General features: G+C 65.3%; 11 protein-coding genes. 8 read left to right on the top strand and 3 right to left on the bottom strand.

Annotation, left to right across the window (positions count from 1 at the left end):
• Nucleotides 1-128 precede the first annotated feature (128 nt).
• The gene (gene prpB / locus AWB79_RS21280; RefSeq protein WP_096031582.1) at nt 129-1052 is read right to left on the bottom strand and encodes a methylisocitrate lyase; all 924 of its coding nucleotides are present in this window, start codon (nt 1050-1052) and stop codon (nt 129-131) included.
• A 169-nt stretch (nt 1053-1221) separates the two neighbouring features.
• Between prpB and prpR the strand changes: the two genes are divergently transcribed.
• On the top strand, nt 1222-3168 hold the full coding sequence (gene prpR / locus AWB79_RS21275) for a propionate catabolism operon regulatory protein PrpR (protein ID WP_061169413.1): 1947 nt from the start codon (nt 1222-1224) through the stop codon (nt 3166-3168).
• A gap of 21 nt (nt 3169-3189) precedes the next feature.
• On the opposite strand, the gene AWB79_RS21270 is transcribed toward prpR, so the two are convergent.
• A complete protein-coding gene (locus AWB79_RS21270; protein ID WP_061169412.1) occupies nt 3190-3660 on the bottom strand; it encodes a ribonuclease in 471 nt (156 codons plus the stop codon).
• 248 nt (nt 3661-3908) lie between these two features.
• Nucleotides 3909-4796 carry a LysR substrate-binding domain-containing protein gene (locus AWB79_RS21265; protein WP_061169411.1) on the bottom strand — a complete coding sequence of 296 codons (888 nt, stop codon included), beginning with the start codon at nt 4794-4796 and terminating at the stop codon, nt 3909-3911.
• Between the two features lie 127 nt (nt 4797-4923).
• On the opposite strand from AWB79_RS21265, the gene argH reads away from it, so the two are divergent.
• From argH to AWB79_RS21230, 7 genes are read left to right on the top strand one after another with little or no spacing between them, the layout of a single operon-like run.
• Complete coding sequence (argH, locus tag AWB79_RS21260; protein ID WP_198399066.1) at nt 4924-6357, top strand: argininosuccinate lyase; 1434 nt, start codon at nt 4924-4926, stop codon at nt 6355-6357.
• Nucleotides 6351-7220, top strand: coding sequence for an amino acid ABC transporter permease (locus AWB79_RS21255; RefSeq protein WP_061169410.1), 870 nt, complete (start codon nt 6351-6353; stop codon nt 7218-7220). The genes argH and AWB79_RS21255 overlap by 7 nt, the downstream gene beginning before the upstream one ends.
• Nucleotides 7221-7230: 10 nt before the next feature.
• Nucleotides 7231-8007, top strand: coding sequence for an amino acid ABC transporter ATP-binding protein (locus AWB79_RS21250; protein ID WP_061169426.1), 777 nt, complete (start codon nt 7231-7233; stop codon nt 8005-8007).
• 47 nt (nt 8008-8054) lie between these two features.
• Nucleotides 8055-8891 carry an ABC transporter substrate-binding protein gene (locus tag AWB79_RS21245; RefSeq protein WP_061169409.1) on the top strand — a complete coding sequence of 279 codons (837 nt, stop codon included), beginning with the start codon at nt 8055-8057 and terminating at the stop codon, nt 8889-8891.
• Nucleotides 8878-9735: a polysaccharide deacetylase family protein gene (locus tag AWB79_RS21240; RefSeq protein WP_232470954.1), complete on the top strand. Its 858-nt coding sequence runs from the start codon at nt 8878-8880 to the stop codon at nt 9733-9735. Before AWB79_RS21245 ends, AWB79_RS21240 begins: the two co-directional genes overlap by 14 nt.
• Complete coding sequence (locus tag AWB79_RS21235; protein WP_061169407.1) at nt 9732-10613, top strand: polysaccharide deacetylase family protein; 882 nt, start codon at nt 9732-9734, stop codon at nt 10611-10613. Before AWB79_RS21240 ends, AWB79_RS21235 begins: the two co-directional genes overlap by 4 nt.
• Nucleotides 10610-11986, top strand: coding sequence for an MmgE/PrpD family protein (locus tag AWB79_RS21230; RefSeq protein WP_061169406.1), 1377 nt, complete (start codon nt 10610-10612; stop codon nt 11984-11986). The genes AWB79_RS21235 and AWB79_RS21230 overlap by 4 nt, the downstream gene beginning before the upstream one ends.
• Nucleotides 11987-12007 lie beyond the last annotated feature (21 nt).

Genomic DNA, 12007 nt, shown 5'->3' with positions numbered 1-12007 from the left:
CACCGTGCACAGCGCGGTATTACCGGCAGTCACGCCCGACAGCGCGACGGATTTCTTCGGCTTGAATGCGCCGGCGGATGCGGTGCTGTTGTCTGCTTCGCTCATCGATTCGTCTCCTGAAACAAGGGTTATTTCTTAGCTGCGAACAATTGGTCGAGCTTGTCTTCGTAGGCGTGATAGCCGAGGTATTTGTACAGATCGGCGCGCGTCTGCATCGTTTCGACGGCGGCTTTTTGCGTGCCGTCGCGCTTCACGGTTTCATAAAAATTCAGCGCCGCCGCGTTCATCGCGCGATACGCGCCGCAGCAATACAGCGCGATATCCACGTTCGCGTCCTTCAGTTCGTCGACGGTAAACATCGGCGTCGAGCCGAACTCGGTCAGGTTCGCGAGGATCGGCACGCGCACGGCGGCCTTGAAGCGGCGATAGTCGTCGAGCGTCTTCATTGCTTCGGGGAAGATCATGTCCGCGCCCGCTTCGACATACGCGACCGCGCGCTCGATCGCCGCGTCGATGCCTTCGGACGCGGCGGCATCGGTGCGCGCCATGATGACGAACGATTCGTCGGTGCGCGCATCGACGGCGGCTTTCACGCGATCGACCATTTCGCCGGTCGGCACGACTTCCTTGCCCGGACGATGCCCGCAACGCTTCTGCCCAACCTGATCTTCCATATGGACCGCCGCCACGCCCGCCTTGATGAACGAGCGCACCGTGCGCGCGATGTTGAAGGCGCCGCCCCAGCCAGTGTCGATATCGACCATCAGCGGCAGCGAGGACGCGTCCGTGATGCGGCGCGCGTCGATCAGCACGTCTTCCATCGTGCTGATTCCCAGGTCGGGCATGCCGAGCGAATTGGCGGCCACGCCGCCGCCGGACAGATACAGCGCCTTGAAGCCGACGGCTTCGGCCATCTTCGCAGCGTAGGCGGTGATTGCTCCTACGACCTGAAGCGGGGATTCTTCGCGGACGGCCTGGCGGAAACGCGCGCCTGCGGTCTGTGCGGACTGGAATTCGGAATTCACGTTTGTCTCCTGAAAAAGTGCGCACATCTATGCAGATTGCGTGCCAGCGCTGGATATTTTTATAAGTAATTGATTTTTAATGGAAAACAAATTCTCATAGCACGATCGTTCTTTCACAACTGAAATTTCATATTTCGAAGCTGAAATCGAAAGCGCATACTGGACGCGCTCCTCCGCTTCGTCCGCATACACGAACATGCCCATCGAAACCGTTTCTCGCCCGCGCATCTGGGCCGTCGGCATCAGCCGGCTCAGGCAGTTGTTCATCGATATCGCCGGCGCCTATGCCGACCGCGCCGAACTCGATGTCATCCCGCTCGGCTATGAGGACGCCGCGAGCAGCATCGAATCCGCACGCGACGGGCGGCCGGACGTGGTCGTGGCGGGCGGCTCCAATGGCGCTTATCTCAAGAGCCGCGTGTCGGTGCCGGTCGTGGTCATCAGCCCGACCGGATTCGACGTGATGCACGCGCTCACCAAGGCGCGGCGCGAAGGCGCGAGCGTCGCGCTCGTCACGCACGGCGACACGCCCGCGGAAATCCGCCGCTTCCTCGGCGCCTATGGCATCGACGTGATCTGTGAGTCGTATCGCTCGGCACAGGACGCGGAGAACCTCGTGCTGGATCTGCGCGATCGCGGCGTGGATGTCGTGGTCGGTCCCGGTCTCGTCGCGGATCTGGCGGCCGACGCGGGCATGCACTCGGTGTTCCTGTATTCGCGCACGTCTGTCGTGGCCGCGTTCGAGACCGCGCTCGAAGTCGCCGAAGCGATGCGCCGGGAAGTCGCGCGGCGCAATCGGCTGGATAACCTGCTGCAGCATCTTCGCGATGGCGTCGTCGCGGTCGATGCGGGAGGGCGCATCGAAGCGATCAATCGCCGGCTGGCGGCCGCGCTCGGTATCGCCGACGCATCGCGCGCGGTCGGACACGGGCTGCTCGATGTCGCGCCCGAACTCGAAGGCGTCCTGCCCGTCGCCGACGGCGACGTGTTCGGCGCGGTGCGCGGCGTGAGCTACGCGATCCATCGCGGACCGCTGGCCGCCGACGGCGTCTCGGGCGGCACGATCTTCACGTTCCAGGAATCGCGCGCGGTCGAGCGGCTCGATCGCACGCTGCGATCGCGGCAGGGCGCGCAGGAATTCGTCGCGCGCTATCGGCTGGAGGATGTGGTCGGCGAGTCGGAGCCGATCGAGCGGGTGAGGGCGCTCGTGCGCCGTTACGCCAAATCGGACGCCACCGTGCTGATCCTCGGCGAAAGCGGTACGGGCAAGGAAATGGTTGCGCAGAGCATGCATCGCCTGAGCCGCCGCAAGGACTTTCCGTTCGTCGCGATGAACTGCGGCGCGTTTCCCGAAGCGCTGCTGGAAAGCGAACTGTTCGGCTATGAGGAAGGCGCGTTCACCGGAGCGCGCAAGGGCGGCAAGGCCGGCTTGATCGAGGCGGCGCATCGCGGAACCTTGTTTCTCGACGAAATCGGCGAGATGCCGCCTTCGCTGCAAAGCCGGCTGTTGCGCGTGCTGCAGGAGCGGGAAGTCATCCGCCTCGGATCGACGGAGCCGACGCGCGTCGATATTCGCGTGATTGCCGCGACCCATCGCTCGCTCGCCGAAGGGGTCGCCGACGGATCGTTCCGGGCCGATCTCTTTTATCGCATCAATATTCTGAGCGTCGCGCTGCCGCCGTTGCGCGCGCGCGCAAGCGACATTCTGCCGTTGGCCACGGCGCTGCTGATGCAGGCCGTCAGGCGCGACCGCGCGCTCGCGCTGCGCGTGCCCGACCGCGATGCGGCGGCGCGCGTGCTCGCGCCGGTCGAGCAGGGCCTCGGCCAGTATCCGTGGCCCGGCAATGTTCGGGAGTTGCAGAACATCGTCGAGCGCATTGCGGTGGAGATCGCGGACATGGATGTCGATGGCGATCGGCCCGTCGCGCTGACCCTGGACGAACTGGAAGCGATCGCGCCCGAGTTGTTCGAGAGCCGATCCGAAAGCAGCGCGGATATCTCGCTTCGCGATCTGAGCCGTTCGGTGGAAGCCGATCAGGTGCGCGCTTCGCTTGCCGCATTCGGCGGCGATCGGGACGCCGTGTGCAAGGCGCTCGGCATAAGCAAGACGACGCTGTGGCGAAGGCTCAATGCCAAGCGTTGAGCGCGACGGTCGATCCCGTCTTCATTCTGAAATGCGTTTGAAGCTGGCGTAGTAATCCTCGGTGTAGTAGCAGTCCTTGATCTGCTTGCGCGCTCCGCCGCATACGATCCGGCGTTGCCCGCGATCCGTCGCGCCGGGCGTGCGAACCGTGTAGGCGCGATAGTAGCCGCGCGGATGTTCCGGCAGCATGAGCGCGCTGTTGCGGAACAGGACGCCGTCCTCGCCGTAGGGATAAGGGCCGCCCGCCTTGATGAGCCGCAGCGTGTCGGCGGCTTCCGCTGGCAATGCCTTCTTCGTGACCGCGCCGAGTGGGCCCGCCTTTTGCGCGCCCGATGCGGCGGCGGCATCGCTCGCGCCCTGCACCGGCTGAACCGGCGCTTCACTCGCTGATGCGCCCGACGCCGCCGTGGCGCTTTCCGAACCCTTCTTGCCGCAGCCGCCGACTATCGCGCCCAGGACGATGATGCACGAGACAACCAACGCTCTCTTCACGAAACGGATCTCCTCTCGTTGACGGGAATTCGACGACCAGGACAGGTGTAAAAGTATCGCTAATGGCGGAGCGAATCAATGCACCCGGTACGCAATGTCTGTGTGGTTTCGCGCACTGTCGCGATCGGCCGGTGCGATCGCGTCTGATGAAATCGCAATAGCGGGCGACATCAGCAACACTCGTTCCGCATCGTCGGATCGACGGCGCTCTTCTCCGCTCATCGAATGCCTGCGCGAGCAGCGGAAGGTTACGCCGACTCGCTCAGTTGCTGTTCGAGCCAGAAGACGAATACGGAGGCGAGCGGCGAATCCGCGCGCTCCGGCGGCCGCACGATGTGATACGGATGCCGCGACGGCACCGTTGCCTTGAACGGCCGCACGAGCGTGCCCTCGACGAGATCGTCGCGCACGGAGATGCTGTCGCCGAGCGCGACGCCCTGGCCGTGCAGGGCGGCTTCGACCGCGATATGCGCGTTGCCGATCTCCAGAATGCGCATGCGCTCGGGATGCTCCACCCTGGCCTCCATCAGCCAGCGCATCCATGAACCGGCGTGCTCGCAGAACAGCGCATAGTGGCGCAGGTCGTCGGGCGAGCGGATCGCCTTCGGGCCGTTCATCAACGCGGGACTCACCACCGGATAGAGCGACGGATGCTCGATCAGCGTGACCGCGCGATCCTTCCAGTGCGCTTCGCCGTAGCGGATGCAGACGTCCACGTCAGGCGAATAGATTTCCTTGTCGTCGTTCGACGGAATCAGCTTCAGCTTGATCGCCGGATAGCGATGCAGAAAGTCGCCGATATGCCGCGCGAGCCAGCGCGAGGTAAACGACAGCGGCGCCGACACGACGAGATCTCCCGCGACGACCGTCTCGCCCACCTTCGCGACCGCCGTGGCGATCATCTCGAACGCGCCGCGCACCGAGGGCAACAGCGCTTCGCCCGCCGGCGTGAGCTTGAGCCGCGCCCGCGAGCGCACGAACAGTTCGACGCCGAGCGATTGCTCCAGCACGCGCACCTGATGACTGACCGCACTGGCCGTGACGTTCAGTTCTTCGGCGGCTTTGGCGACCGTGGCATGGCGCGCGGTCGCCTCGAAGGCGCGCAGCGGATTGAGCGGCGGCAGGCGGCTACGCATGATCGTTCGACAGGTTCACGGTCGAGATGCTGAGAAAAATTTCATTAAAGCAGGTTCAAAATCTCGCTACAAACAAAAAAATTGTAGGCCTATGCTCGTCGTGAACTCAACGTGACGAGGACGAGGCATGAAGGTGACGGAAGGTACCGAACGGCTTTGGGGCGGACGTTTCAGATCCGCGCCGGCGGCCGAACTCAAGGCGCTGTCGCGCTCCGAGGAAAGCTATTTCAGGCTCGCGCCGTATGATCTGGCAGGCTCGAAGGCGCATGCGCGCGAACTGCGGCGCGCGGGTGTGCTGAACGCCGACGAACTGCAAAGCCTGCTCGACGAAATGGAGCAGGTGCGCGCCGAATTCGTCGAAGGGCGGCTTGCGCCGTCGCCGCACGACGAGGACGTGCATACGTTCCTCGAGCGCGTGCTGACGGAGCGTCTCGGCGCGGCGGGCGCGAAGCTGCGCGCCGGACGCTCGCGCAACGACCAGGCCGCCAACGACCTGCGCTTGTTCCTGCGGGACAAGGCGCGCAAGATCGCTCGCGATGTGATCGCGCTGCAGGACGCGCTCGTCGCTCAGGCGCAGGCGCATCTGCGCAGCTACAGCACGGGCTTCACGCATCTGCAGCCGGCGCAGCCCGTGGTGTTCGCGCATCAGTTGCTGGCGCATGCGCAGGCGTTCTATCGCGACGTCGATCGCCTGATCGACTGGGACCGGCGCAGCGCGCGTTCGCCGCTCGGCGCGGCGGCGCTCGCGGGTTCGGCCATCTGCGTGAATCCGGCGCTTTCCGCAAGCGAGCTCGGCTACGACGCGCCTTGCGAAAACTCGATCGACGCCGTCGCGGCGCGCGATCACGTCGCGGAATTTCTGTTCGTGACCAGCATGCTGGCGGTGGACCTGTCGCGTCTCTCGGAAGAGGTGATCCTCTGGACCTCGCGCCAGTTCCGCTGGGTCGAACTCGACGACGGCTACGCGACCGGCAGCTCGATCATGCCGCAGAAGAAGAATCCCGATATCGCCGAACTCACGCGCGGCAAGGCGGGGCGTCTGATCGGCAATCTGAGCGGCTTGCTCGCGACGCTCAAGTCGCTGCCGCTCGCCTACAACCGCGATCTCGCCGAAGACAAGAACGCCGCGTTCGACGGCATCGACACGCTCGCGCTCACGCTGCCCGCGATGGCCGGCATGATCCGCACGATGCGCGTGAACGTCGATGAATTGCGCAGGCAGGCCCCGCTCGGCTTCACGCTCGCGACCGAAGTCGCCGACTGGCTCGCGCTGGAAGGCATTCCGTTCAGCGAGGCGCACGAGATCACCGGCGCGCTGGTGCGGGCGTGCGAGGAGCGCGGCATCGAGTTGTCCGACGTGACGCCGGAGATGCTCGCAGCGGTCGATCCGCGTCTTCATGCCGATGTGCTCGATCGCCTCACGCTCGAAGCCGCCGTCGATGCACGCAGCGGCTTCGGCGGCACGGCGCCGGCGCGCGTCGTCGAGCAGATCGATCGCCTGAAGCTGGCGCTCGCGCGGCAGAGCGAATGGGCAAACGAATACGGAGGTCCGACATGTTGAGCGCAGCGGAGCAGGCGCAGCACTCGATGACGGCGGAACAGCCGCCGCTCGAGCGCGTGCGCCGCAGGTACTGGGGCCGCTATGTGGCGTCGGCGGCGATCATCGTCGTGATCGGGTATATCGTCGCGGCCTTCGCGCGCGGGCAGATCGAGTGGCAGACGGTCGGGCGCTTTCTGACGGCCCGCACGATCCTGATGGGCCTCGTCAACACCATCGTCATGACGATTCTCGCGATGGCACTGGGCATCGCGCTGGGCGTCATCACGGCGGTGATGCGGCTCTCCAGCAATCCGGTGCTGAGTTCCATCGCGCAAGGCTACGTCTGGCTCTTTCGCGGCACGCCGGTCATTCTGCAACTGCTCCTGTGGTTCAACCTCGCGCTCGTGTTTCCGACCATCGGCATTCCCGGCGTGTTCGCGCTGCGCACGGTCGATGTCATGACGCCGTTTCTCGCGGCGCTTCTCGGGCTCGGCATCAATCAGGGGGCATATACCTCGGAAGTGGTGCGCGCGGGGCTGCTGTCCGTCGATACCGGTCAGTACGAAGCGGCGAAGTCGATCGGCATGCCGCGCCTTCAGGCACTGCGCCGCATCATTCTTCCGCAGGCGATGCGCGTGATCGTTCCACCCATCGGCAACGAGCTCGTCAGCATGGTCAAGCTCACGTCGCTCGCGAGCGTGATCCAGTACGCGGAGATGCTGCACAACGCGCAGAACATCTACTACGCGAACGGGCGTGTGATCGAACTGCTGATCGTCGGGGCGATCTGGTATCTCGTCGTCGTCACGTTGCTTTCGTTCCTGCAGACGCGCGTCGAGCGGCGCTATGCGCGCGGCGCGGGCCGGGCGTCGAGCCGTCAGTGAGGAGACACGCATGAATCCAGGGTTGAATCCAGTCGTGCGCGCATCGGACGTGCGCAAATCGTTCGGCGAGTTTCAGGCGTTGAAGGGCATCACGCTCGATGTCGCCGAGGGCGAAGTGCTGTGCATCATCGGGCCTTCGGGCTCGGGCAAGAGCACCTTGCTTCGCTGCATCAATCAGCTCGAAACCATCAGCGACGGCTCGCTCCGGGTGAAGGGCGAACTGCTCGGTTACCGGCAGACGGGCAACAGGCTCCATGAACTCTCGGAGAAGGAGATCGCGCGGCAGCGTCTCGCGACCGCGATGGTCTTCCAGCGCTTCAATCTCTTCCCGCACATGACGGCGCTGGAGAACGTGATCGAAGGCCCGGTGCATGTGCTCAAGCGGCCGCGCACGGAAGCCGTGGCGGAAGCGCGCGCGCTGCTCGATCGCGTCGGGCTCGGTCACAAGTGCGATGCGTTTCCGGTGGAGTTGTCGGGAGGCCAGCAGCAGCGCGTGGCCATCGCGCGCGCGCTCGCGATGCATCCGCAACTGCTGCTGTTCGACGAACCCACGTCCGCGCTCGATCCCGAACTCGTCGGTGAAGTGCTCGCCGTGATGCGCGGTCTCGCGCAAAGCGGCATCACGATGATCGTCGTCACTCACGAACTGGGCTTCGCGCGCGAAGTGGCGAATCGTGTCGTTTTCATGGATCAGGGGCAGATCGTCGAGGCGGGACCGCCGGAGCAGGTGCTGTCCGAACCGCGTCATGCGCGCACGCGCGATTTCATTTCGGCCGTGCTGGCCTGAGAACTTCTGAAGGTCATTCAAACAATCGATTCCGGAGCGAGCATTTCATGAAAGCCACTCTTCGTTTGCAAAGCCTCTGTGCACTGGCGTGCGCCGTCGCGCTGCTGCATGTCGATGTCGCCGCCGCGCAGACGTCCGCGCCCGGCAAGAAGGAAATCGTCGCCGCCGTGGTGCCGAACTATCCGCCGTTCGAATTCAAGGACCCGGAAACCGACAAGCTGACCGGCTTCGACATCGATCTCGGCGAAGCGCTCGCCGCGAAGATGGGCGTGAAGATGGTGTGGCAGGAAACGAGCTTCGATCAGATGCTGAGCGCGCTCGCGACCAAACGCGTCGACATTATCTTGTCGGGCATGACGGATATTCCCGAGCGGCGCGCGTCGGTGAACTTTCTTGATTATCTGAAGAGCGGTCCGCAGTTCTATGCGCTGAAGACGCGCGCGGGCGATTTCCCCAACATGGATGCGCTCTGCGGCAAGACGATCGGCTCGAGCCGGCGCACGTCGTTCCCGACGAACATCAAGTTGTGGAGCGACGAGCATTGCGTGAAGACGGGCAAGAAGGCGATCGCGGTCGTCGGCACCGATGGTTCGTCGGACGCGCGCATGCAACTGCGTCAGGGACGGCTCGACGCAGCCGTGCAGGGCGGCGAAACCATGCCGTATCAGAACAAGATCGATCAGAACGCTTATGTGACGATCGGGGCGCCGTTCATGTCGCAATACATGGGCGTCGGCATGGCGAAGGACAACGCGGCCGTCAACGACGCAGTGTCGAAGGCCTTCGATCAGCTGATCGCGGACGGCACTTATCAAAAGATTCTCGCCAAGTGGGGCCTGCAGGAACAAGGCGTGCAAAAGGCGCTGATCAATGCGAGCAACTGAGCTTCGTATCGACGCGATGCCGCGCTGGCCCGATGGCAGGCGTTCGTGTGTCGCGCTCGCGTTCGATCTCGACGGCCCGACCGGGGGCGCCATGCTCGATGGCTCGATCTGGCGCAATCCCTCGTACTTCACGCTGGGCGCCTATGGGCCGTGGCGCGCGCTCGGCAGGATTCTCGATGTGCTCCGCGAACGCGGCGTGCGCGCGACGTTCTTCATCCCCGCGTGGGTGATGGAGAACTGGCCGTCGCACTGCCGCGAGATCGTGCGCGGCGGTCATGAAGTCGCGTATCACGGCTACCGGCACGAGGCGTTCTGGATGCTCACGCCGCAGCGCCAGCGCGAAGTCATGGAGATATCGATGCAACTGTTCGAGCGGCATCTCGGCGTGCGTCCGGTTGGATTTCGCACGCCGTCGGGCGACTGGACCGCCGAGACCGCCGGCATTCTCGCGACGTTCGGCGTGCGCTATTCGAGTTCGATGCGCGGCGACGACCGTCCCTATGTGCTCGATGCGAACAGTGGCCTGATCGAAATTCCCGCGCGCTGGGAGCTGGACGATTACGCCTCGCTCGCATATCAGCGCAGGCCGGACTTTCCCGCGGGCCTCGATCGTATCGCGAGCTACGAGACGACGCTCGACAACTGGCGCCGCGAGTTCGACGGCTCGCATGACGAGGGACTCTGCATGACCACGCTGTTTCATCCGAAGGTGTCGGGCAAGCCGGGGCGCATCGCGCTCATCGAGGCCTTGATCGATCACATGCTCGCGACGGGCGACGTGTGGTTCGCGACCGGCAGCGAAGTCGCCGACTGGTGGATATCGAGCGGGCAGGCGAGCGCATGACGAACGCTGCGAAATGGCCCGGCGGCGCGCGCTGCGCCGTGATTCTCACCGTCGATTTCAACGACGATCTAGGCATTCGCACGCAGGCGCCGGATATCGGGGGCCGCGAGAAATCGCTGTCCGTGTGGCGCTATGGCGCAAGGCGCGGCGTCGATCGCCTGCTCGCGACGCTCGCTGAATACGACGTGCCTTCGAGCTGGTTCGTGCCCGGACAGGTCGTGCGTACGCATCGCGATCTCGTTGCGCGCATCGACGCGGCGGGTCACGAGATCGGTATGAGCGGCGAGGCCTGCGAGGACTTCGATGCACTCGATCTCGCGCAGCAGAAGCACGCCTTCGACAGCGGTCATGCGGCGCTCACCGCAAGCCTGGCCCGCCCGCCCGAGGGCTTTCGACCGTTCACCGGCAACTGGGCGCCGGGCTTCGCCGCGCATCTGCATGCGCGTGGAATCGCGTGGACTTCGACGTGGCATGGCGACGACCTGCCTTACTACCATCACGATGCGCCGCTGATCGAACTGCCGCTGCACGCGGAACTCGAAGACGAGCCTTACTTCGCGTTCAATCTCGCGCCGCCGGTGCCGGCCGGCCAGTCGCGCATCGCGTCGTATCGCGAAGTGCTCGGCAACTGGACGCGAGACTTCGACGCGTTTCATCGCTTCGGCCTGTGCTTCGTGATGCGGCTGCATCCGGAGATCATCGGGACGGCGGGGCGCATCGGCGTGCTGCGGGACTTGCTCGCGACCATGCGCGCACGCGGCGATGTCTGGTTCGCCACCGGCGCGCAGGCGGCGTCATGGTGGCGCGAGCGATGCCGCGCCAACGAGCCCGGACATCCGGTCGAGATCTTCGAGCGTCACAGGAGCACCATCGTATGAACATGCGGGAGCACTTGCTGGCGGAACGGCTCGCGAACTTCATCGCGGATTCGTCGTTCGACGATCTGCCTCATGAGGTCGTCGAGAAAGCGAAACGGCATCTGCTCGATACGCTCGGCGCGGCGCTCGCGGGCGCGCGCACGGAGCCGGCGCGCGTTGCGCGTGCGGTGATGGACTCGACCGGCGACGCCGTCATCTGGGGCACATCGCGACGCACGCATGCACGCGATGCCGCGTTCATCAACGGCGTCGCGGCGCATGCGCTCGAACTCGACGATTCCGGCGGCTGCGATCACTCGGGCGCGGTCGTCGTGCCGGCGGTTTTCGCGGCGCTCGGACGGGTCGGGCGGACCGTTTCCGGCAGGGAGTTGCTGCACGCGATCGTGCTCGGCTATGACATCGCGCGGCGCGTGCTCGAAGCGTGCGGCGGCTACTCGGCGCACAACGGGCGCGGCTGGCATTCGACGATGACCTGCGGCGTGTTCGGCGCCGCCGCCGCGAGCGCGCGCGTGCTCGGACTCGATGCGCGCGGCGTCGGTGCGGCGCTCGGACACGCGGCGAGCTTCGCGGGAGGACTCTGGGGCTTCATCCATGATGGGTCGCAGACCAAGCGCCTGCATTCCGGACGCGCGGCGGAAGGCGGCCTGACTGCGGCGTTGCTCGCGGCGGAGGGCGTGAGCGGCGCGAGCCATGTTTTCGAGGACGTGTGGGGCGGTTTTCTGCGCACGTTCGCGGCGGATTCGGCAGACGCCGATGCGCTCGTCGCGGAGCTCGGCGCGAACTGGAAGATCATGCGCTGTTCGATCAAGCCGCATGCGTGCTGCCGCAGCATTCATGCGGCGCTGGATGCGCTCATGGAGCTGGCGGGCGGCGGTCCCGTCACACAGGTGCGCGTCAGACTCAGCGCCTTCGTGCACGGAATGTGCGGCGACCGCAAGCCGGTCAATCTGGCATCGGCGCAAATGAGCTTGCCCTATGCGCTCGCCGCCGCGCTCGTGTTCGGCCATGCGGGCATCGAGGCGTTCGTCGAACGGGCGCGCGCGGACGGGCGCGTCGCGTCGATGATCGAGCGGATCGTCCTCGAACCGGATGCAGCACTCGCCGATCTCGACGAACCCGAAGTCACCGTCACTTACGCCGACGGCGCGATGCGCTCGCTTCAGGCGACCGTCCCGCTGGGCGACCCGCGCCGCCCGCTGGACCATACGCAACTGCTGACGAAGTACCGGAGTCTTGCGGCCGGGGTGATCGGAAGCGATGCAGCCGCTTCGCTGGCGCATGCCGTGGTGAGCGTCGAACAATGCGCGGAAGCTAAAGCGCTCGAACGTCTGCTCGTGGGGCGCGCCGGTTCGTGCGAAACCGAAATCAGCTAGGGCGCGCGAGGGCGCCGGGCG

The organism is Caballeronia hypogeia (genome assembly GCF_001544875.2).
GTDB classification, from domain to species: Bacteria; Pseudomonadota; Gammaproteobacteria; order Burkholderiales; family Burkholderiaceae; genus Caballeronia; species Caballeronia hypogeia.
The sequence above is the reverse complement of the archived record's forward strand: the minus strand, read 5'-3'. Positions and strand labels throughout refer to the sequence as shown.